Origin of the sequence: Protaetiibacter intestinalis (genome assembly GCF_003627075.1) — a bacterium.
In the GTDB taxonomy this organism is placed as follows: Bacteria; Actinomycetota; Actinomycetes; order Actinomycetales; family Microbacteriaceae; genus Homoserinibacter; species Homoserinibacter intestinalis.
In genome coordinates this window covers 2,342,366-2,363,487 of record NZ_CP032630.1, presented here as the reverse complement: position 1 = coordinate 2,363,487, position 21,122 = coordinate 2,342,366, and the positions used below count along the sequence as shown (strand labels likewise).

20 protein-coding genes and 1 pseudogene are annotated in these 21,122 nt (G+C 71.2%); 12 read left to right on the top strand and 9 right to left on the bottom strand.

What is annotated here, in order from left to right:
- The first annotated feature begins 36 nt into the window (after nucleotides 1-36).
- Nucleotides 37-1,497: an MFS transporter gene (locus D7I47_RS11165; protein WP_120763121.1), complete on the top strand. Its 1,461-nt coding sequence runs from the start codon at nucleotides 37-39 to the stop codon at nucleotides 1,495-1,497.
- Here the strand turns inward: D7I47_RS11165 and D7I47_RS11160 are convergent.
- Nucleotides 1,481-2,245, bottom strand: coding sequence for an SDR family oxidoreductase (locus tag D7I47_RS11160; RefSeq protein WP_193726435.1), 765 nt, complete (start codon nucleotides 2,243-2,245; stop codon nucleotides 1,481-1,483). The two genes, D7I47_RS11165 and D7I47_RS11160, sit on opposite strands and share 17 nt — an antisense overlap.
- A 49-nt stretch (nucleotides 2,246-2,294) precedes the next feature.
- Between D7I47_RS11160 and D7I47_RS11155 the strand changes: the two genes are divergently transcribed.
- A complete protein-coding gene (locus D7I47_RS11155) occupies nucleotides 2,295-3,386 on the top strand; it encodes an acyltransferase family protein (protein WP_227000644.1) in 1,092 nt (363 codons plus the stop codon).
- A gap of 75 nt (nucleotides 3,387-3,461) precedes the next feature.
- Here the strand turns inward: D7I47_RS11155 and D7I47_RS11150 are convergent, their stop codons facing one another.
- Complete coding sequence (locus D7I47_RS11150) at nucleotides 3,462-4,931, bottom strand: MFS transporter (RefSeq protein ID WP_120763119.1); 1,470 nt, start codon at nucleotides 4,929-4,931, stop codon at nucleotides 3,462-3,464.
- A complete protein-coding gene (locus tag D7I47_RS11145; protein ID WP_157981712.1) occupies nucleotides 4,928-5,497 on the bottom strand; it encodes a PadR family transcriptional regulator in 570 nt (189 codons plus the stop codon). Before D7I47_RS11145 ends, D7I47_RS11150 begins: the two co-directional genes overlap by 4 nt.
- 142 nt (nucleotides 5,498-5,639) lie before the next feature.
- Here D7I47_RS11145 and D7I47_RS11140 point away from each other — a divergent pair, with 142 nt between their 5' ends.
- From D7I47_RS11140 to D7I47_RS11120, 5 genes are all read left to right on the top strand, one after another.
- Nucleotides 5,640-6,956: a bifunctional o-acetylhomoserine/o-acetylserine sulfhydrylase gene (locus D7I47_RS11140; protein WP_120763117.1), complete on the top strand. Its 1,317-nt coding sequence runs from the start codon at nucleotides 5,640-5,642 to the stop codon at nucleotides 6,954-6,956.
- A gap of 82 nt (nucleotides 6,957-7,038) precedes the next feature.
- On the top strand, nucleotides 7,039-8,244 hold the full coding sequence (gene metX / locus D7I47_RS11135; protein ID WP_120763116.1) for a homoserine O-acetyltransferase MetX: 1,206 nt from the start codon (nucleotides 7,039-7,041) through the stop codon (nucleotides 8,242-8,244).
- A 92-nt stretch (nucleotides 8,245-8,336) separates the two neighbouring features.
- Nucleotides 8,337-9,509, top strand: coding sequence for a sensor histidine kinase (locus tag D7I47_RS11130; RefSeq protein ID WP_120763115.1), 1,173 nt, complete (start codon nucleotides 8,337-8,339; stop codon nucleotides 9,507-9,509).
- A complete protein-coding gene (locus D7I47_RS11125) occupies nucleotides 9,506-10,762 on the top strand; it encodes a hypothetical protein (RefSeq protein WP_120763114.1) in 1,257 nt (418 codons plus the stop codon). The genes D7I47_RS11130 and D7I47_RS11125 overlap by 4 nt, the downstream gene beginning before the upstream one ends.
- A gap of 26 nt (nucleotides 10,763-10,788) precedes the next feature.
- Nucleotides 10,789-11,451 (top strand): response regulator transcription factor, encoded by a 663-nt coding sequence (locus tag D7I47_RS11120; RefSeq protein WP_120763113.1) that lies wholly within the window; start codon nucleotides 10,789-10,791, stop codon nucleotides 11,449-11,451.
- A gap of 4 nt (nucleotides 11,452-11,455) precedes the next feature.
- Here D7I47_RS11120 and D7I47_RS11115 read toward each other — a convergent pair whose 3' ends face one another.
- Together D7I47_RS11115 and D7I47_RS11110 are read right to left on the bottom strand one after the other, a co-directional pair.
- A complete protein-coding gene (locus D7I47_RS11115) occupies nucleotides 11,456-12,664 on the bottom strand; it encodes an MFS transporter (protein WP_227000642.1) in 1,209 nt (402 codons plus the stop codon).
- Nucleotides 12,661-13,920 (bottom strand): glycosyltransferase 87 family protein, encoded by a 1,260-nt coding sequence (locus D7I47_RS11110; RefSeq protein ID WP_157981711.1) that lies wholly within the window; start codon nucleotides 13,918-13,920, stop codon nucleotides 12,661-12,663. The genes D7I47_RS11115 and D7I47_RS11110 overlap by 4 nt, the downstream gene beginning before the upstream one ends.
- Nucleotides 13,921-14,026: 106 nt before the next feature.
- On the opposite strand from D7I47_RS11110, the gene D7I47_RS11105 reads away from it, so the two are divergent.
- The 3 genes from D7I47_RS11105 to D7I47_RS11095 are packed head-to-tail and all read left to right on the top strand — an operon-like array spanning nucleotide 14,027 to nucleotide 16,497.
- Nucleotides 14,027-14,866 carry an ABC transporter substrate-binding protein gene (locus D7I47_RS11105; RefSeq protein ID WP_120763111.1) on the top strand — a complete coding sequence of 280 codons (840 nt, stop codon included), beginning with the start codon at nucleotides 14,027-14,029 and terminating at the stop codon, nucleotides 14,864-14,866.
- Nucleotides 14,867-14,890: 24 nt separating this feature from the next.
- A complete protein-coding gene (locus D7I47_RS11100; protein ID WP_227000640.1) occupies nucleotides 14,891-15,766 on the top strand; it encodes an amino acid ABC transporter permease in 876 nt (291 codons plus the stop codon).
- A complete protein-coding gene (locus D7I47_RS11095; protein WP_120763110.1) occupies nucleotides 15,763-16,497 on the top strand; it encodes an amino acid ABC transporter ATP-binding protein in 735 nt (244 codons plus the stop codon). Before D7I47_RS11100 ends, D7I47_RS11095 begins: the two co-directional genes overlap by 4 nt.
- 79 nt (nucleotides 16,498-16,576) lie before the next feature.
- Here the strand turns inward: D7I47_RS11095 and D7I47_RS11090 are convergent, their stop codons facing one another.
- Complete coding sequence (locus D7I47_RS11090) at nucleotides 16,577-17,392, bottom strand: ADP-dependent NAD(P)H-hydrate dehydratase (RefSeq protein ID WP_120763109.1); 816 nt, start codon at nucleotides 17,390-17,392, stop codon at nucleotides 16,577-16,579.
- Nucleotides 17,393-17,414: 22 nt separating this feature from the next.
- Here D7I47_RS11090 and D7I47_RS11085 point away from each other — a divergent pair, with 22 nt between their 5' ends.
- Together D7I47_RS11085 and D7I47_RS11080 are read left to right on the top strand one after the other, a co-directional pair.
- Nucleotides 17,415-18,056 carry an HAD family hydrolase gene (locus D7I47_RS11085; protein ID WP_227000639.1) on the top strand — a complete coding sequence of 214 codons (642 nt, stop codon included), beginning with the start codon at nucleotides 17,415-17,417 and terminating at the stop codon, nucleotides 18,054-18,056.
- On the top strand, nucleotides 18,056-19,135 hold the full coding sequence (locus D7I47_RS11080) for an NADH:flavin oxidoreductase/NADH oxidase (RefSeq protein ID WP_120763108.1): 1,080 nt from the start codon (nucleotides 18,056-18,058) through the stop codon (nucleotides 19,133-19,135). Before D7I47_RS11085 ends, D7I47_RS11080 begins: the two co-directional genes overlap by 1 nt.
- Before the next feature lie 85 nt (nucleotides 19,136-19,220).
- On the opposite strand, the gene D7I47_RS11075 is transcribed toward D7I47_RS11080, so the two are convergent.
- The 3 genes and pseudogenes from D7I47_RS11075 to D7I47_RS11070 form a co-directional block, all read right to left on the bottom strand.
- Nucleotides 19,221-19,715: an SHOCT domain-containing protein gene (locus D7I47_RS11075; protein ID WP_227000983.1), complete on the bottom strand. Its 495-nt coding sequence runs from the start codon at nucleotides 19,713-19,715 to the stop codon at nucleotides 19,221-19,223.
- A 108-nt stretch (nucleotides 19,716-19,823) separates the two neighbouring features.
- A pseudogene (locus D7I47_RS15270) lies at nucleotides 19,824-19,901 on the bottom strand (DUF2510 domain-containing protein); the annotation flags it as partial.
- 7 nt (nucleotides 19,902-19,908) lie between these two features.
- Nucleotides 19,909-21,051, bottom strand: a complete 1,143-nt coding sequence (locus D7I47_RS11070) for a GTPase (RefSeq protein WP_120763106.1) — start codon at nucleotides 21,049-21,051, stop codon at nucleotides 19,909-19,911.
- Between the last annotated feature and the right edge of the window lie 71 nt (nucleotides 21,052-21,122).

Below are 21,122 nucleotides of genomic sequence, written 5' to 3'. Positions count from 1 at the left end.
AACGCTACCGACCCGCGAACGGCCTAACATCCGTTCATGGCGACCCGAACCACCCGATCCGTCGGCGCGATCACCTTCTCGCTCGTCGGATTCCTCTTCCTCGTCGAGCTCACGAGCGGCATCCTGCAGGGCTTCTACGTGCCCCTGATCCCCGACCTCGTCGACCACCTCCGCATCCGCGACGGCGACTTCAACTGGTTCGAGGCGGGCGGACTGCTGCTCTCCGCGATCATCGTGCCCGTCTTCTCGAAGCTCGGCGACATGCACGGACACAAGCGGATCCTGCTGATCTCGACCGCGCTCACGGCGGGCGCGACGTGGTGGCTCGCCGTGACGGCCGACTTCTGGAGCTTCCTCGCGGCGTGGTCGCTGCAGTCGTTCTACGTCGTCTGGCTGCCGCTCGAGGTGGCCCTCATCTTCGACCGCGGTCGCCGCACCGGCACCGCCGCCTCGCAGACCCGCCGCGCGGCGGGCTTCCTCGTGGTGGCCCTCGAGGCGGGCGCGATCATCGGCGCGCTCGGCGCGAGCGCCGTGCTCGCGGCGTTCGGCGGGGACCTGATGCTGACCCTGTTCGTGCCCGCCGTCGCCGTCACGCTCGTGTTCTTCGCGATCCTGTTCGGCGTGCCCGAGTCGGAGCCCCTGCCCGGCCGCTCGCTCGACCTCGTCGGCTTCGGCATCCTGACCCTCGGACTCATCGTCATCACCTCCGGGCTCGTGCTGCTGCGCGAGGACGCCGGGATGATGGGGCTGCTCGGCGTCGTCGGCCTCATCGCGGCGGGGCTCGCGATCCTGGTGGGCTTCGGGTTCTGGGTGCTCCGGCGCCCCGACCCCGCGATCGACCTGCGGGTCATGCGACGGCCGAACATGTGGCCGGTGCTGGTCACGGCGGGACTCTTCGGCATCAGCGTGCTCGGCGCCCAGGCGCCGCTCACGACTTACGCGGGGACGGATCCGGCGCTCGGCTACGGGCTGGGGCTCAGCTCCGGCCAGCGCTCGATCATCATCGGCGTCTACCTCGTCGCGATGATCACGGGCGCCCTCGTCTTCTCGGCCGTGTCGAGACGTGTCGCCCCGCGGCTGTCGCTCATCGTCGCGACGGCCGTCGTGGCGCTCGGCTACCTGCTGTTCCTGCCGTTCCACCTCGAGGCCTGGCAGGTCATCACCAACATGGCGATCGCCGGGCTCGGCTCCGGGGCGCTCGTCGCGGCGCTCCCGGCCGCCGCGGCCGCCGCCGCCCCGCGCGGGCAGACCGGCATCGCGGCCGGGATGACGAACACCACCAAGACGATCGGCGGCGCCTTCGCCTCGGCGATCTTCGGCGTGGTGCTGGTCGCGGGCGTGACAGGCGACGAGACGGCGGCGCCGCTCTCGGGCTACCTCACCGTGTGGGCGATCTGCGGTGTCGGCGCCCTCGTCGCCATGGTGCTGCTGTTCTTCGTGCCGAAGCTCGCCTTCGCCGACGTCGAGGAGGACCCGGCGCTCAGTCCTTCGGCGTGAGCGGCCCGCGGTGGATGGTGCGCACGGCCGACTGCGCGACGGGCTTCACGACCACGAGGTCGAGGTCGACGTGGCTCGGCAGCTCGACGGCGTGCACGATCGCCTCGGCGATGTCGTCGGCGAGGAGCGGATGCTCGACTCCCTCGTACACGGCATCCGCGAGCGCCGCATCGCCCTTGTAGCGCACGAGCGAGAAGTCGGTCTTGACCATGCCGGGCGCGATCTCGATGACCCGCAGCGGCTCGCCGCCGAGCTCGAGCCGCAGCACCGCCATGACGGCGTGCTGGGCGTGCTTCGCGGCGTTGTAGCCGCCCCCGCCCGGGTACACCGTGTGGCCGGCGATCGAGGTGACGGCGACGATGTCGCCGCTGCCGCGCCCCCGCGCGCCCTCCCGGAGCGCGGGCAGCAGCGCCGCGGTCACCCGCTGGGTGCCGATGACGTTCGTCTCGTACATCGCGCGCCAGTCGTCGGGGTCGCCGTCCTCGATCGACTCGGCGCCGAGCGCCCCGCCCGCGTTGTTGACGAGCGCGTGCAGCACCCCGCCCACCTCGGCGCGGATGCGGGCCACGTCGGCGGCATCCGTCACGTCCGCGACGATCGGGGTGAGCACCCCCTCCGCCTCGAGGGCGGCGAGCCGCTCCGCCCGGCGCGCGACGCCGAGCACCTCCCAGCCGCGGGCCGCGAAGCGACGTGCCGTCGCCTCCCCGATGCCCGAACTCGCCCCGGTCACGACCACGCGATAGCTCATGCCCTCCACGCTACGGGAGTGCGGGGGCGCCGCGCGTAGGGTGGAACGGGTGACGGAGACCAAACCGCGCGTGCGCGTGCCGTTCTGGGACAACGCGCGCTTCGCCTGCATCGTGCTCGTCGTCATGGGGCACGCGATCCAGCGGCAGACGGCCGACTCCGACAACGCCCTGACGCTGTACCTGTTCATCTACGCGTTCCACATGCCCGCGTTCGCGATCGTGTCGGGCTTCTTCTCGAAGGCGACGCCGCCGGGCCTGCGGCAGATGCGCCGCGTCGTCACCGACATCCTGCTCCCGTACCTCATCATGCAGACCATCTGGTCGCTCGTGCAGTGGCTCGTCGAGGGCAAGAACGTCTTCAACCCGACCGAGCCGCACTGGACGCTGTGGTTCCTGCTCGCGCTCGCGATCTTCCGGATCGTGCTGCCGTACCTCGCGCTGCTGCGCTGGCCGCTCGTCTGGGCCGTCGCGTTCTCGGTGACGATCGGCTACTTCGCCAACGTCGACTCGACGTTCTCGCTGTCGCGCGCGATCGGCATCCTGCCGTTCTTCGTGCTCGGCTGGCGGCTGCGGCACTGGGGGCTCGTGGATCGCTGGCGGCGTCTCGGCACGGGGGCGGTGTGGGGCGCGCGCGTCGCCGCGATCGGCGTGTTCGCGGCGTGGCTCGCGGTCGTGGCGCTCAACGTGCAGGCGTTCCGCGCGTTCGACCTGCGCTACTGGTTCTTCTACGACGACTCCTACCAGGCGCTCGGCGAGCCCACCTGGTGGGCGGGCCTGCTGCGGCTCGGGCTCATCGCGCTCGCCGTGCTGCTGAGCGCCGCCTTCTTCGTGCTCGTTCCGCGTCGGCGCACCTTCTTCACGACCTTCGGGCAGGCCACGATGTACGTCTACCTGCTGCACTCCTTCGTGCTGTATCCGATCCGCGAGTCCGGGGTGCTGCGCGACGACCACTCCTCGGCCGTCTGGCTGCTCACCATGGTGTTCGCCTCGCTCGCGATCTCGGTCGCGCTCTCGAGCCCCTGGGTGCGGAAGGTCTTCCGCCCGCTCATCGAGCCGAAGCCGCGCTGGCTGCTCGCCCACGCCGACGACGACCCGCCGACCGCCTCCCGCACCGACCCCACCGGCTCCCGTCGGAGGTGACAAACGCTGCAGCGTTTCCCGGTCGGCCGCAGTGATTCCTGCCGCCCCGGGCCAACCGCTGCAGCGTTTGACAGATCACTCGGAGGGGATGGTCTGGTAGCCGCGGTCGACGCGCTTGGGGAGCACGAAGACGAGGGCGAACGCGGCGACCGCGAAGGCGGCGGAGACGAGCATGGCGTGCGCCGCCGAGCTCGCGAAGGCGGGTGCCACGTCCGCGGGTCCCGAGATCTCGAGGGTGCCGAAGAACACCGAGCCGATCACCGCGATGCCGATCGCCGAGCCGATGCGCTGCATCGTGCCGATGACACCGGATGCGGCGCCCGCCTCGGTGCGGTCGACCGTGGCGACGATGAACTGCGCGTTCGGCGCGATGAAGATGCCCGAGCCGACGCCCGCGACCGCGAGCGGGGCGAGCAGCTCCCAGTTGGTGAGGTCGGCGGCCGGCACGAGCAGCAGCACGAGCCAGACGGCGATGAGCCCGAGCGCGACGAGGGCCGTGCCGATGACGAGCGCACGGCGCCCCAGGTGGTGCGCGAGCCGGTCGCTGAACGCCGCGCCGACGATCGAGCCGAGCGCGAACGGGATCGACACGAGGCCCGACTCGAGGGCGGTGTGGCCGAGGCCGGACTGCCACAGGATCGAGATGGTGAAGAAGATGCTCGTGAAGGCCGCGAAGTAGACGAGCGCGAGTACGACACCGCCCGAGAACGCCGGGTGGCTGAACAGGTGCGGCGGCACGAGCGGGCTCGTGCGTCCGCGGCGGGCGAGGGCGAGCTCCCACAGGGCGAACAGCACGAGCAGCACCACGCCACCCGCGAGCGACAGCCACGTCCACAGCGGCCAGTCCTGGTCCTGCCCCTCGATGAGCGGCACGAGGATCGCCACGAGCGCACCGCCGAGCAGCAGGAAGCCGAACCAGTCGGCGCCCTTCGCATCCGCACCCTCGGCACCGCCCGGCAGCACGATGAGGGCCGCGATGACCGCGATGACGCCGAAGGGCAGGTTCACGAAGAAGATCGAGCGCCAGCCCTCGGCCTCGCCGAGCCACTCGATGAGCAGGCCGCCGACGATCGGGCCGAGCGCCGTGGAGACGCCGATCGAGGCGCCCATGACCGCGAAGGCCTTGCCGCGGGCCCGGCCGGGGAACATGAGCTGGATGAGGGCCGTGACGGGCGGGAAGAACAGCCCGCCGAACAGGCCCTGCGCGACGCGCGCGACGACGAGGGCCGTGCCGTCCTGGGCGAGACCGCAGGCGAGGCTCGCGACCGTGAAGCCCGTGAGTCCGACGAGGAACACCCACTTGTGCCCGATGCGGTCGCCGATGCGGCCGGCCGGGATGAGGATGAGGCCGTACGCGAGCGCATAGCCCGAGATGATCCAGGAGAGCACCGACTCGGAGGCGTCGAGGCTCGTGCGGATGGTGGGCAGCGCGACGTTGACGATCGTCGTGTCGAGCATGCCCATGACGACGCCGAGGATGAGCACCGCGAGCGCGAGCCATGCCTTCCGGGTCGACTGCAGGGAGGTGGGAGAGGTGGCGCTCATGACTGTTCCTTCGTCCGGGTCCGCTCGTCGCGGATGATGTCGGGCACGGCGGCGAGCAGCTCGTCGTGCCAGTTCAGCTCGGCCTCGAGGCGACGCTCGCCGTGCTGCGTCGCGATCCACTCGGCGACCGTCAGGTAGCGGCGGATGCGGGCGCGATGGCGGCGGGTCTCCTCGAGGACGGCGGCGATGCGGTCGCGTCGCGCGCGCACCACCTCCTCGAGCTCGTCGAGCGCGTCGGGGTCGAGGCGGGACACGGCCAGGTCGACCGGGTCGTGCCGCCAGGAGAGCTCGGCGAGGCCCTCGCGCTGCAGCGTGCGCAGGGCGGCGCGCCCCGCATCCGTGATGCCGAAGACCTGGCGCTCGGGATAGTTGCCCTGCCGCTCCACGCGCACGGCCTCGATGAGGCCCTCGCGTGCGAGGCGGCGGGCGGCGCCGTACAGGCCGCCCACCGAGATGTCGGTCCACTCGTGCACGTGCTCCTGCTCGGCGAGCGCCACGAGTGCGTGACCGTGCATGGGGCCCCGCTCCGCGAGGGCGGCCAGGATGTAGAAGCGGATGGATGACACGCGACTACTTTCACGCAAGTAGTCGCGTGTGTCAAGTGGATGTGACGCAGCGTTTCGGGGGAATTGCCCGCCGGGCGGGGGCGACGTAACGTTCCCGGAAAGCAGGCGCACGCCCGCACGCCGACCCGAACGAGGAGCAGACATGTCGGACTGGAAGTTCGAGACCCAGCAGATCCACGCGGGCGCCGCCCCCGACCCGGTGACCAACGCGCGCGCCACCCCGATCTACAAGACGACCTCGTACGTCTTCAACAACGCCGACCACGCGAAGAACCTCTTCGCGCTCGCCGAGTTCGGCAACATCTACACGCGCATCCAGAACCCCACCCAGGCGGTCGTCGAGGAGCGCGTCGCCGCGCTCGAGGGCGGCACCGCGGCCCTCGCCACGGCATCCGGCTCGAGCGCCATCACCTACTCGATCCTCAACATCGCGCAGGCCGGCGACCACATCGTCTCGTCGAGCTCGATCTACGGCGGCACCTACAACCTCTTCAAGTACACGCTCGCGAAGCTCGGCATCGAGGTCACCTTCGTCGAGAACCAGGACGACGCCGCCGAGTGGCGCGCCGCCGTGCGCCCCAACACGAAGGCGTTCTTCGCCGAGACGATCGGCAACCCGCGCATCAACGTGCTCGACATCCAGCTCGTCGCCGACATCGCGCACGAGAACGCGGTGCCGCTCATCGTCGACAACACGATCGCGACCCCGTACCTCATCCGCCCCTTCGAGCACGGCGCCGACATCGTCGTGCACTCGGCCACCAAGTTCCTCGGCGGCCACGGCACCGTCATCGCCGGTGTGCTCGTCGACGGCGGGAAGTTCCCCTGGTCGCAGCACGTCGACAAGTTCCCCGGCCTCACCGAGCCCGACCCCTCGTACCACGGTGCGAGCTACACGGGTGTGCTCGGCGACGCGATCGCCTACGTGATCAAGGCCCGCGTGCAGCTGCTGCGCGACACCGGCGCCGCCCTCTCCCCCGACAGCGCGTTCAGCCTCATCCAGGGCATCGAGACGCTGTCGCTGCGCATCGAGCGCCACGTCGAGAACGCCCAGAACATCGCCGAGTGGCTCGAGGCACACCCGGACGTCGCCTCGGTGAACTACTCGGGACTCCCCTCGAGCCCGTGGTACGCGGCTGCCAACAAGTACGCCCCGAAGGGCGTCGGTGCGGTGCTGTCGTTCGAGCTCAAGGGCGGCGTCGACGCCGGCCGCGCGCTCGTCGACAACGTGACGCTGTTCAGCCACCTCGCCAACATCGGCGACGTGCGCAGCCTCATCATCCACCCCGCGTCGACCACGCACTCGCAGCTCACGCCCGAGCAGCAGCTCACGGCGGGCGTCACGCCCGGACTCGTGCGCCTCTCGGTCGGCCTCGAGCACATCGACGACCTCACCGCCGACCTGCAGGCCGGCTTCGACGCGGCGCGCCGCGTCGTCACGGCGAACGCGCAGGCCTAGGCCTCGTCACTCCCACGCGGGCCCCGTCCTCGGACGGGGCCCGCGTGCGTAACACGGTCCGCCGACGCGACAGAATGGCGGGATGGACTGGCAGACCCCCGAGGACACGGTGCAGGCCGCGTTCGTCACCGAGTCCAACCGGCGCGCCATCTCGGCCGCCCCGCCCGCCTCCGGCGCCTGGCGCATCGGCGACGACCCCGGCGACCGCGCGTTCGCCCACCTCGGCCCGATGGAGTTCGAGCGCGGCGGTTCGCTGCCGGCCGTCACGATCGCCTACGAGACCTGGGGCAGCCTCAACGAGGCCGGCGACAACGCCGTGCTCGTGCTGCACGCCCTCACGGGCGACAGCCACCTGACGGGCCCTCCCGGACCGGGCCACGCGACCGCGGGATGGTGGTCGGGGCTCGTCGGCCCCGGCAAGACGCTCGACCCCGAGCGCTGGTTCATCGTCGCCCCCAACATGCTGGGCGGATGCCAGGGATCCACAGGCCCCGCATCCGTCGCACCCGACGGCGTCGAGTGGGGGTCCCGCTTCCCCTTCCTCACGATCCGCGACCAGGTCGCCGCGCAGCGCGCCCTGAGCGACGAGCTCGGCATCCGCAGCTGGGCGGCCGTCGTCGGCGGCTCGATGGGCGGCATGCAGGTGCTCGAGTGGGCGATCACCCACCCCGAGCGGGTCGAGAAGTTCGCGGTGCTCGCGGCACCGCCCCTGTCGAGCGCCGATCAGCTCGCCCTCAACTTCGTGCAGTCCGAGGCGATCCGCATCGACCCCGCCTTCGCGGGCGGCGACTACTACAACTCCCCCGACGGCGAGGGCCCGCATCGCGGGCTCGCCCTCGCGCGGCGGATGGCGCTGCTCAACTACCGCTCCCCCACCGAGCTCGACGACCGCTTCGCGCGCAGCTGGCAGAGCGGCCTCAACCCGATGGGCGGCGGCGGCCGGTTCGCGGTGGAGAGCTACCTCGACTTCCACGGCAACAAGTTCACGCGCCGCTTCGACGCCAACAGCTACCTCGTGCTCGTCGACGCCATGAACTCGCACGACATCGGCCGCGATCGCGACGGCGTCGCCGCGGCGCTGCGTCGTGTGACAGGGCTCGGCCTCGTGCTCGGCATCGACTCCGACCGGCTGTTCCCGGTGCCCGGCCAGGAGGTCATCGCGGCAGGCCTGCCGAACAGCCTGACCGGCAGCGAGCCCGTCGTCATCTCCTCGCCGTTCGGCCACGACGCCTTCCTCATCGAGGACGCGCTCGTCGGCGCGCAGATCGCGCGGCTGCTCGACGCGTGACGCGCGGGCGTGGCACCCCCGTTCGGGTGCCGCGATCTGACAGCATGTGATCGAGGAGGCCCCGGTCACCCGAGTGCGGGGTTGTGTGCGCGATGGATCTGATCGCCAAGGAACGCGACCGCGTCCTGCAGCGGACCGCGCGCGTCTACGGCCTGAGCTTCACCCTCGTGTCGGCCCTGTGCTACCTGCTGCCGGGTGCGGTCGAGGGCGCCGCCGCCCTCTGGGGCGGCCTGGCGCTGTACCTGCTGCTCGCCGCCGCGCAGTTCATGCTCGGCATCAGCCGCAATCCGGTGTGGATCCTGCTGCCGCTCGGCGCCGGTCTCGGCATCGTCGCGCTCGCCACCGGCCTCGGCACCGTCGACCTCGGCGAGGGCGGCCGCACCGCGATCCAGCTGCTGCTGTCGGGCTCCCTCGCCTCCGTCGCGATCGTGCTGACGGGGACCGCCTGGCGCATCATCGGTCTCGGCGCGGCCTTCGTGGTCGTGACCCTCGCCGCCCTGTGGTTCACCTCCCTGGCCCAGCCGCCGCTGCGCACGGGCGGGTTGCTGCTGCTCGGCTGGTTCCTCACGGGCGGCATCGGCATGTGGATCTCGGCGGGCGTGCCGCAGGTCAGCAAGCGCATCGCGAGCATCGGGCGCGCCCACCGCGCCGAACGCCAGGCGAGCGAGCTCGAGGCGCAGCGCCGCCAGTCCGCCCGCCTGCTGCACGACACCGTGCTCGCCACCCTCACGCTGCTCGCCCACTCCGGCGTCGGCGTCACCCCCGACGCCCTGCGTCAGCAGGCGGCCGACGACGCCCGGCTGCTGCGCCAGCTGCGGCTCGGCTCGACGCCCACCCCGCAGTCGTCCGGCAGCTACCAGCTCGAACCGGGCGGCGAGGCGGAGCCCGTGCTCGGACGCACCCTCGAATCCGTCAAGCAGCGCTTCGGCCGGATGGGGCTCGAGGTGAGCTGGCACGGCACCGGGCAGGTGCTGCTGCCGAGCGAGGTGCTCGACGCCTTCCTGCTCGCGCTCGCCGAGTGCCTCGAGAACGTGCGACGCCACTCCGGCGTCACGCAGGCGCACGTCACGATCACCGACGACGAGACCACCGTGCGCGCCATGGTCACCGACGCGGGCGTCGGCTTCGCGATCGCCGACATCGACGAGGCGAAGCTCGGCTTCGCGGAGTCGGTCGTCGCCCGACTGCGCGAGGTGGGCGGCAACGCCCGCCTGTTCTCCTCCCCCGGCGCTGGCACGACCGTCGTGCTGGAGGTGCCCCGATGACCGGCATCCCCGAGGAGAACACCCTCGGCATCGTCGTCGGCAACGCGGCCCGCGCCGTGTCGAAGACGGCCCGCCGGATCGGGCGCGCCGGCGCCCGCCCGGGCCTCGGCAGCTCCTTCCTCGCCCTCGGCGCCGACATCCTCGTGGTCCTGCGGTCGCTCTACGGGATCATCGTGTTCATCGGCCTGTGGAGCCTGTACCCGGCGCCCGCGGCGGCGGCATCCGCCTGGGGCGTGCTGCTCGTCGTGATCGCCGGCACCATCATCGGCACGCGGCTCGGCGGCGACCGGATGCCGACCTGGGCCTTCCTGCTCGTGCTGTGCGGTCTCGCGGCGGCGGTCGCGCTCGACGTCGTCGCCGTGTGGGAGCTGCATGACCTCGGACGCACGCTGACCGCCGCGACGGCGGCGGGCACCACCCTGCTGCTCGTCGTCACCCACCGCGGCGCCACCGAGGTGCTCGTCGCCGCGGGCGTGCTCGGGGCGACGCTCGTCGCGCTGATCTTCTTCAACACGCCCCCGGGCACCCCGTTCGACTCCGACCACTTCGCGCCCGCCCTCGCGACGATCGCCTTCGCCGTGCTCCCCGCGATCATCGGTGTCGTGGTCGTGCACGGCTACCGGCAGATGGTGCAGCTCGAGCTCGACCGCGTGCTCGTGCAGTCGAACGTGTCGGCGCCGCGCTTCGCGGTGGGCATGCTCGCCTCCGAGGAGCTCGCCCGCCTCGACCTCGCCGCCGAACGACTGCTCGACTCGATCGCCACCAAGAAGACCGCCCTGCCGCTCACGCCCAAGACGGCCTCGCTCGCGGCATCCCTCGCGACCGAATTGCGACTGCACCTCATCGAGGGCCGCCGCGAGACGTGGCTCTACCACGCGGTGAGCGAGTCGGAGATGCTCGGCAAGTCGGTGACCCTCGTCGACAAGTCCTCGCTCGCGGGCCTGCTCGACCCGACCCAGCGCGACGGCCTGCTGTCCACCGCGTGGCTGCTCGTGAGCGACACCCGCAAGAAGTCGAGCCCGCACCGCACCGTGACGGTGCAGGTGGGGCCGCTCGCCCCGAGCCCCGAGGCCCGCACCGACCGCAAGATCGTCATCCCGATCCGGATCACGAGCACCGGCATCAGCCGCAATCGTGTCGATCCCGCGATCTGGGCGGCACTGGGACGGGTGGGCCGCTACTCTGACTCCACGGAGGACGGCAGCCTGCGGGTCGACATCGAGACGATCGTCGACAACCCGGCCGACGTCTGACCCCCACCACAGAAGGAGACGCGCAGATGGCAGCCCCCATCCGACTCGCCGTCGTCGACGACCACCGCATGATCCTGAGCGGACTCGCGAACTGGATCCGGAACGCCACCGACGAGATCGACGTCGTCGCCGAGCTCGCGACCTGGCCCGAGCTGCTCACGCACCCCTCGTTCCCCGTCGACGTCGTGCTGCTGGACCTCGACCTCAAGGACAACATCCCGGTCGCCGTGAAGATCTCGGCCCTCAAGTCGACGGGCGTGCGCGTCGTGCTCATGAGCACCTACTCGGAGCCGAACGTCGTGCGCGAGGCGCTCGCGGCCGGCGCACTCGGGTATCTCGTGAAGAGCGAGGATGCCGAGATGATCGTGGAGGCGATCCGCGCGGCAGCGCAGGGCGAGAGCTTCGTCTCGGCCGAGCTCGACCTCGCGATCAACGCCTCCGACATCGGCGGCGCCCCCAAGCTCTCGGCGCAGGAGCGCCGTGTCATGGCGCTCTACGGCGGCGGCGAGCCCGTCAAGTCGGTCGCCTACCAGCTCGGCATCTCGGAGGAGACCGCCAAGAGCTACCTCAAGCGCATCCGCGAGAAGTACCGTGTGGCGGGCATCGACGTGGGCACCAAGGTGGCCCTGCGCCGTCGCGCCATCCAGGACGGCATCCTCATCCAGGACGCCCCCACCGGCTCCTTCTGATCCGCTACCTGCGCGAGGTGACCCAGGCGCCCGCGAGGGCGAGCAGGATGCCCGGGGCGCAGAGCACGAGGCCGAGCCAGGTGGGCGCGAGGTAGCCCCAGCCGGCCGCGATCACGGCGCCGCCGAGGAACGCGCCGAGCGCGTTGCCGATGTTGAGCGCGGAGTGGTTGACGGCCGCCGCGAGGGTCTGGCTGTCGCCCGCGACGTCCATGAGACGGGTCTGGATGGCCGGCGAGAGCGCCGCCGCCGCGCCACCGACCCCGAACAGGAAGCCGAACAGGCCGAGCGGCTGCGCCGCCGTCAGCGCGAGGCCGAGCAGCACGACCGCGAACACGCCGAAGCACAGGAACAACGCCCGCAGCACCCCGCGATCCGCCGCCCAACCCCCCAGCAGGTTGCCGAGCGTCATGCCCACGCCCAGCGTGACGAGCGCCCACGGCACGGCCGACTCGGGCAGCCCCGTGACCTCGGTCGTGAGCGGGGCGACGTAGCTGTAGACCGCGAAGAAGCCCGCGAAGCCCACCGAACCGGTGAGCAGCGCGAACCACACCGCGGGGCGCGCGAAGGCGCCGAGCTCGCGACGCGGCGTCGCATCCGGGTCGCCCGGCTGCGTCGGCACGGTGAGGCGGATGGCGACCACGGACGCCGCGAAGATCGCGGCGACCACGAGATACGCGATGCGCCAGCCGGCCGACTGCCCGAGCGCCGTGATGAGCGGCACGCCCACGACGTTCGCGACCGTGAGACCCGAGAGCACGAGCGCGACACCCTGGCCGCGCTTGCCCGGGCCCATGAGCGAGGCCGCCACGAGGGCGGCGATGCCGAAGTACGCGCCGTGCGGCAGCGCCGCGACGAAACGGAACAGCACGACGAGCCCGAAGGTGGGCGCGAGCGCCGAGGCGACCGTGCCGAGGGTGAACGCGACCGTCAGCGCGAGCAGGATGATGCGGCGCGGCACCCGGGCCGCGAACACCGCGATGGTCGGCGCGCCCACCACGACGCCGAGGGCGTAGGCGGCGATCATGACGCCCGCCTGGGCGATCGCGTCATCCGAGGACGAGGCCCAGACGCCCGGCAGCAGGTCCTGCGCGATCTGCGGCAGCAGGCCCATGGCGACGAACTCGGTCGCGCCGATCCCGAATCCGCCGAGGGCGAGCGCGAGCAGCGCGAGACGGGTGCGGGCGGGCGAGAGCACGGGAGGCGCGGCGGTCACGAGGGCTCGGAATCCGATCTGACGGCGTCGACGAGGGCCGTCACGGCCCAGCCGACGAGGATGACGTAGAACACGTTGCGCGCGGTCAGCGCGATGAGGACAACCGTGTCGAGGCCCAGAAGCTTCCCGTACAGGTACGGGTACACCACCTGGGTGAGCGCCCCGATCACGAGCGCGAGGATCGCGGGCACGCGGAAGGATCGCCCGCCCTCGAGCCGTGCGGTGACGAGTCCGAACAGCACGGGCGCGGCGAGCCAGCCGGCGAACTGCGGCGAGCCGACCTTGTTGAACAGGATGAGCACGGCGGTCAGCGCGAGCAGCAGCGGGGGCAGCAGCACGGCGGACGGACGCCGTCGCACGGCACCGACCACGCCGAGCGCGGCGACGGCGCCGACGGCGAGGGCCAGCAGGGGCGTCGAGAGGCTCGCGGCGAACTCGGTGCCCGGACCCTGGAGCTGGAACGTCAGGATCTGCCGGTCGTAGTAGATCGAGGTGCCGCCGTGCGCCCACGCCGTCCACATCGCGACGATCGCGAGCGGCGACTCGATCTGTAGACCGCGGCCGCTCTGCTGCGTGATGAAGCTCAGCAGCCCGGTGCCGCCACCCAGGATGAGGCCGATCAGCAGCACCACGGCGCTCGTCGCGACCGCGGCGGTGAGCACCGTCACCCGCTGCCGCAGCGCGATGACCGCCCCTGCGACGAGCGCCGCGGGCCACACCTTGATCCACGCCGCGATCGAGAGCAGCACCGAGCCGAGCACGGGACGACCGACGATGACGAGCACCCCCACGATCGCCACGGCGGTCGCGAAGGAGTCGATCCGGCCGAGCGCGACGGGTCCCACCGCCGCCAGGAACGCGAGCCACCACCACGCCACGGGGGCCGTCGCCCGCTCGGGTCGACCGCGGTGCAGCAGCACCGCGAAGGCGGCCGCGTCGACCGCCATCACGAGGCTCAGCCAGGTGCTCGCGTAGAACGTCCAGCCGAACACGGCCGACGCCGCCATCGGCACGATCGCGAGCAGCGGATAGACCCAGGCCGTGTCGATGCCGACCCAGACGTCGGCCTCGAGCCCCTGCCGCATCCAGTACTCGTAGACGATCGTGACGTCGCCCATCGGCAGGCTCGGATGCGTGAGGCAGATGAGGCCGAGCACGAGATGCACGAGCACGAAGGCCGCCCACAGCACCGCGGGATGCGACGCGACGGACGCGACGCGGGACCGGATGCCGGAGCCGGTCGCCGCATCCGTCATGGATTCCAGCGTACCGGCGCGCATGACACCGCATGACGCGGCGAGGCAGCGCGCGCCGACCGGGCACGGGAAGATGGAGGTCCCGACACAGCATCTGGAGGCCCCCATGACCCGCATCCGCACCCGCCTGGCCGCCGTGGCCTCGGCGGCCGCGATCGCCCTCAGCCTCGCCGCCTGCGCGAGCGACGCCCCGTCGTCCGACGGCGCCGACGAGGGCTACATCACGCCCGGCAAGCTCACCATCGCGACCGGCGAGACCGCCTACGAGCCCTACGTGATCGACGACAATCCGGAATCCGGCGAGGGCTTCGAGGCGGCGGTCGCGTACGCGGTCGCCGCGGAGCTCGGCTTCGCCCCGGAGGACGTCGTCTGGGTGCGCACGAGCTTCGAGGCGGCCATCGCGCCCGGGCCGAAGACCTTCGACTTCAACATCCAGCAGTACACGATCACCGACGAGCGCAAGCAGGCGGTCGACTTCTCGAGCCCGTACTTCGAGGCGAGCCAGGCGATCGTGGCGCTGAAGGGCGGCGCGGCCGACGGTGTCGCGTCGATCGCCGACCTCAAGCCCCTCGTGCTCGGTGCGATGGCCGGCTCGACGAGCGCGACCACGATCGAGAAGGCCATCGAGCCCGACAGCGACCCGCAGCTGTACAACTCCAACGAGGACGCCGTCGCGGCGCTCAACGCGGGTCAGATCGACGCGCTCGTGCTCGACCTGCCGACCGCCTACGTCGCCGCCAACTTCTACATCGAGAACGCCTTCCTCGTCGGCGAGCTCCCCGCCGCAGGCGTGCCCGACCAGTGGGGCCTGCTGCTGGCGAAGGACTCGCCGCTGACGCCGGCCGTCACGGCGGCCGTCGACAAGCTCCGCGAGGACGGCACCCTCGCCGAGCTGCAGGACAAGTGGCTGTCGGTGCTCAGCGAGGGCGTCCCGCAGCTGCAGTAGCCGGCGCCCGCTAGCGTCGTCACCGTGAGTTCCTCCGTTCCGGCCTCGAGCCGACCGGCTCCCCACGAGCCGAGTCGGCTCGAGGTCGAACGTCGCGCCTTCCGCCGCGCCCGCGAGCGGCGCTCGGTGCTGCTCGCGATCGCCTCCACCCTGGTGTTCGCGGTGCTCGTGTGGGCGACCGTCGTCAACACCCCCGGCTGGGCGGCCGTGCAGCAGGCGTTCTTCAATCCGGAGATCGCGCTGCGCTCCCTCCCCCGGGTGTGGGACGGCTTCCTCTTCAACCTGCAGGTGCTCGGCATCTCGGTCGTCACCGTCGGCATCAGCGCGCTGCTGCTCGCCTCGCTGCGGACGCTGCGCGGCCCCGTGTTCTTCCCGGTGCGCGCGCTCGTCGCCGCCTACACCGACATCTTCCGCGGACTGCCGTTCATCATCGTCGCCTACCTTATCGGCTTCGGCCTGCCGACGATCCTGCAGGCCCGCATCCCTCCCCTCTGGCTCGGTGTGCTCGCCATCACGCTCACCTACTCGGCGTACGTGTCGGAGGTGATCCGGGCCGGCATCGAGGCGGTGCACCCCTCGCAGCGACTCGCGGCGCGCGCCCTCGGGCTCGGCTACGTGCAGACGCTGCGGCGCATCGTGCTGCCGCAGGCGCTGCGCAAGATGACGCCGCCGCTCATGAACGACTTCATCTCGATGCAGAAGGATGTGGGGCTCGTCTCGATCCTGGGGGCCGTGGACGCCGTGCGCGCGGCGAACATCGAGGCCTCGCAGACGTACAACTTCACGCCGTACATCGTCGCGGGCATCCTGTTCATCCTGCTCGCGATCCCCAGCATCCGGCTCGCCGACTGGTACACGGCGCGGCTGCGCGAGCGCGAGCAGACGGGGTCGGCGCTGTGAGCGCGGTGCTGCGGGCCGAGGGCCTCTGGAAGGCGTTCGGCGAGCGCGAGGTGCTGCGCGGCGTGGATGTGGCCCTCGCGCGGCACGAGGTGGTCGCGCTCATCGGGTCGAGCGGCTCCGGCAAGTCGACGCTGCTGCGCTGCCTCGGGCTGCTCGAGCCCATCGACGACGGCCAGATCTTCCTCGGCGAGGAGGACATCTCCGACCCCCGCGTCGACGGCAACCGCGTGCGGGCGCGGTTCGGGGCGGTGTTCCAGGCCTACAACCTGTTCCCGCACCTCTCGGTGCTCGACAACGTGACCCTGGCATCCCGTGTCGTGCACCGGGTGCCCCGCGGCGAGGCCGAGGAGCGCGCGATGGCGCTGCTCGAGCGCATCGGGCTCGCCGACAAGGCGCGGGAGCATCCCGACCGGCTCTCGGGCGGCCAGCAGCAGCGCGCCGCCATCGTGCGGGCGATCGCGACCGACCCCGAGGTGCTGCTGCTCGACGAGATCACCTCGGCGCTCGACCCCGAACTCGTGGGCGAGGTGCTGGAGCTCGTGCGCGAGCTCGCCTCCGACGGCGCCACGATCCTCATGGCGACGCACGAGATGGCGTTCGCGCGCGACGTCGCGAACCACGTGCTGTTCCTCGACGGCGGCGTGGTCGTCGAGCAGGGCCCGCCCGCCGAGCTCTTCACGTCCCCCCGACACCCGCGCACCCGCGAGTTCCTCGCCCGCCTCGCCCCGTGAGTTCCGGTCAAACGCTGTAGCGGTTCTCCACGCGCGGCAGCAGTTGCCGGCGCGGGGGGCCGGCCGCTACAGCGTTTGACTACCCCGCGAGGAGGGAACGGATCGTGGCGGGCAACTCGGCGCAGAGGTCGAGCACGGTGAAGGGGCCGCCGCCGCTCGCCCGCTCGGCGGCGAGGCCGTGCAGCACGGCGGCGGTCGCGGCGAGGGGCGCGGCGATGCCCGGGTCGGCCTCGAGCTCGAGTGCGTGCGTCGCGAGCAGCGCGCCCAGGATGCCGGCGAGCGCGTCTCCGGTGCCTGCGGTCGCCGTCCAGGCGGGGGCGGATGCGGCGCTCAGCAGGCCGCCGTCGGCATCCGCGACATACGTGGTGTGGCCCTTCAGCAGCACGACCGCCGAGAGGCGGGAGGCGGCCTCGAGGGCGGCGCCGGCGGCATCCGCCTCGACCTCGGCGCGGTCGCGACCGAGCAGGCGGGCGAGCTCGCCGGCGTGCGGGGTGAGCACGCGGGTGCCGGTCGCGCGGCCCGCGAACGACAGTGCGCCGGCGTCGAGCACCGTCGGCACGGGGTCGGCGAGTGCCCGCTCACGCAGCGCCGCGGTGAGCTCGTCGACGTCGTCGGGATCCTGGCCAGAGCCCACGACCCACGCCTGCACGCGCCCCTCCGCCGTGACCGCCTCGGGCCGGCGCTGCAACACGAGCCGCGTCGGGCGACCCGCGCCGAGGTAGCGCGCCATGCCGACGCCGGTGCGCAACGCCGCCTCGACCCCCAGCACGGCGGCGCCCGGGTAGCGTGCCGAGCCCGTCACGAAGCCGACCACGCCGCGCGAGTACTTGTCGTCCGCCGGGCCCGGCACGGCGATCCACCGGGCCGCCTGCTCGGGGCCGAACGATGCGTCCATGCGGCCACGATAGTTTGGCGAGGTGAACTCCGGAGGTCATGGTCCCATCCGCATCCCCGACCGGGTGGTCGTCTTCGACTACGGCGAGGTGATCTCGATGTCGCAGAGCGAGCACGACCGTCTCGCCCTGCTCGGCACCGCCTCGCAGACGGCCGAGGCGTTCTGGCCCGTCTACTGGCGCCACCGCGACGCACTCGACAAGGGCGAGCTGCGCGTCGTGGAGTACTGGAGGGCGGTGGCCGACGAGCTCGGCGTCAGCTGGGATCTGCCCACGGTGCAGCGGCTCTGGGCGATCGACTTCCGCAGCTGGATCAGCGTCGAGCCCGGAACCGTGCGCGTGCTGCAGGAGCTGCACGACGGCGGCACGCGCATCGCGCTGCTCTCGAACGCGGGCTTCGACTTCGGCGACGCCTTCCGGAACGCCCCCTTCGCCACCCTCTTCGAGCGCATCTTCGTGAGCGCGGAGCTCGGGATGCTGAAACCGGACGCCGAGATCTACCGGCACGTGACCTCCGAGCTGGGCATCGAGCCCGCGCAGCTCGTGTTCATCGACAACAAGGCCGTCAACGTCGAGGGCGCCACCGCACTCGGGGCCACCGGTCACGTCTTCACGGGCGTCGCCGAGCTGCGCGGCTTCCTCGACTCGCTCGCGGCGGAGGCCTGATGCCCGGCCTGTTCGACCCGCTCACCCTGCGCGGAACGACCTTCCGCAACCGGCTGTGGGTCGCGCCGATGTGCCAGTACTCGGTGCCGGCGCGCGACGGCGTGCCGACCGACTGGCACCTCGTGCACCTCGGCTCGCTCGCCCGCGGCGGCTCAGGGCTCGTGATCGCCGAGGCCACCGCCGTCGCGCCGGAGGGCCGCATCTCGCCCGAGGACACCGGACTGTGGAACGAGGCGCAGGAGGCCGCCTGGTCGCGGATCGCGGACTTCGTGCGCGGCCAGGGCGCGATCCCCGGCATCCAGCTCGCGCACGCCGGCCGCAAGGCCTCGACGTTCTCGGTGTGGGGCGATGAGCGGGACGGCTCGGTGCCGTTCGACGAGGGCGGCTGGCAGACTCTCGCCCCGTCGGCGATCGCCTTCGAGGGCTACGCGGAGCCGCGCGCGCTCGAGCTCGCCGAGCTGCCGGACGTCGTGCGGGCCTTCGCGGATGCCGCGGTCCGCGCCGTGCGCGCCGGTTTCGGCCTCGTCGAGGTGCACGCCGCCCACGGCTACCTGCTGCACCAGTTCCTCTCCCCGCTCTCGAACCGGCGCGACGACGCCTACGGCGGTCCGCTCGAGCACCGCGCCCGCCTGCTGCTCGAGGTGGTGCGCGCGGTGCGCGAGGCGGTCGGCCCGGAGCTGCCCGTGCTCGTGCGCTTCTCCGCCACCGACTGGGTGGAGGACGGCTGGGATCCCGAGCAGACCGCCACGGTCGCCGCCTGGGCACGCGAGGCCGGCGCCGACCTGTTCGACATCTCCTCGGGCGGCCTCGTCGCCGGCGCCCGCATCCCCCTCGGCCCGGGCTACCAGGTGCACCTGGCCGAGTCGGTCGGCGAGGACGCCGAGGTGCCGGTCGCCGCGGTGGGCCTCATCACGACCCCCGCCCAGGCGGATGCCGTCATCCGCGAGGGCCGAGCGGATGCCGTGCTGCTCGGCCGCGAGCTGCTGCGCGACCCGCACTTCCCGCTCCGCGCCGCCCACGAGCTGGGCGTCGACCTCCCCTACTGGCCGCCGCAGTACCTCCGCGCTCGCTGGCGTTGAGGACGGGCAGTCTCGCAACTCAGGAGAGGGTTCCCCAAGCCGGGTAGAGGAACTTCAAGTCCGAGCTCCGTCCTGACGTGCGAGGCTACAGGCCGAGCACGCGCGACTTGGCCGCCGCAAACTCGACATCGCCCAAGATGCCGGCCTCGTGCAACTCGGCGAGCTTCAGGATCTGCGAGTACTGGTCATCCACTCGCCCCACGATCTTGTTCTTCGCGGCCTCGAACTCTGCATCCGTGATTGCCCGCGTGTAGAGCAGCTTCTGCAGGTTCTGGATCGCCTGCGCGGTTGCCGGATCGGAGAGCGCGTCGATCTGTGCGGCGGCAGCAGACTCCGCATTAGTCGCTGTCGATCGAGGTCGAATCACCCGCTCGATGCCCGCCACGATCCCCCACGCGTTCGCCCTTCGCCTCTTCGCCGCCGCCACCTTGCGCTCCTCTGCGAGGCGAGTCTCGACCTCTTGTGTGGTCGGACCTTGACCGCGAAGGAAATAAACGCAGGCCGCCCCCGCGACCAACAGCACGACGATCCCCAGGACTAGATAGATGGCGTTCTGCGACTCGGCGAACCCGAGGATCATCAACAGACTGAACCCTCCGCCCGTGCCAGTGACGACGGTCGCCCACGTGGTCTCGTGCGAGGCCGCAGCGAACGGCCTACGCCGCGGCCTGGCGTCACCCGTCCAGCGCGAGCCGTCCCAGTACCTCGCGCCGCCCGTGACTGGATCTGGATACCACCCACTCGCGGAAGGACCGTATTCGCTCAACTTTTTCTCACTTCGCTGTGGTTTTCGCGGGCATCAGTTTGGTGAACTGAGACAGAAACTCCGCATTGAACAACGCGCCCAGAGCGTCGCCGTCGAGCGCCTCGTCACCACCTTCGACAAGGCGCTCGCACACTGCCGCCCAGGCGTACCCGATCGCTCCCGTGATGGCGCCTGCCGTGACACCACTGATGATGCCGCCCACGATAGAGCCGCCGACAGGGATGAGCTTGAGTAGTCCGACGACGGCGGCCTTGCCCGCGTTAGTCGCGATGACAGGCATCAAGGTCGCCGCCATGGCCGCTTTGTCCGGCTTGATTCCGTAGATCGCCGAGATAGACGCGATGAGGCCCACTTGCAGTGGTGCGAGGAGCAACGCGTCAGAGAAGGGGATGGGAATTCCGCCGATACCGCCAGCCGTCCCAATAGCGGCGCCGATCGCTGTCGTCGCCTTGGTACGCTTGCGCGCCAAGTCGATCTTCTGTGCCGCGATCAACGCGTCTCGAACCGCCTCCGGAACGACGCGAAACGTGGCATCGAGAAGTTCCTCGAGGCCGTGCTGGGTCTGGCCCGTGAACTCGTCGGCCATGGCCATCAGCATTATCGGCTCTCCCTCGATCGGGAGGTTCTCCTTCGCGATCTCGTCGGCCATCGCAATGGCGTGCGCATGCCGCTGACCGTCGCGCGCGGGGACTTGTGTCAGCACCACGATGACGGGGAGATCCAGCTCGCCAAGACGCCGAATGAACTCCGCTTCGGTCGGCTCGAAGCGGCGATCCATCGCACGCACGCAGTACCAAGCCGCGTGAATCTGGTCGGACAGCGGCTTCTTGCGGTTCTCGTGAATCAGTTCCTCGAGAGCTTTGATGATGGTGTCGGAGTCGTCACCAATCTCGACGCCACGGGTGTCATAGATGCCGAGGAAGTCCGCGCTGCTGAGGTAAAGATGGCTGTCCATAGTGACAGGTCGCCCAATGCCCGTCGCCGCGACATCCTCGCCGAAGACAGCATTGATGAGCGTCGACTTGCCGACACCTGTCTTTCCGAAGATCGCGAGGTTGAATCGGCCGAGCTTGTCAGCGTGCTCCTGGTACTTTTCCCGGAACTGGGTCTCGAACCAGGTGTCAATCGGTTCGGTGGGCTCGGATGACATGGTGACGCCTTTCGGGTAGCGCGCGGATCCACAGCGAGTGTCTCAGCATCCGCCTATGAACGCACTACCCG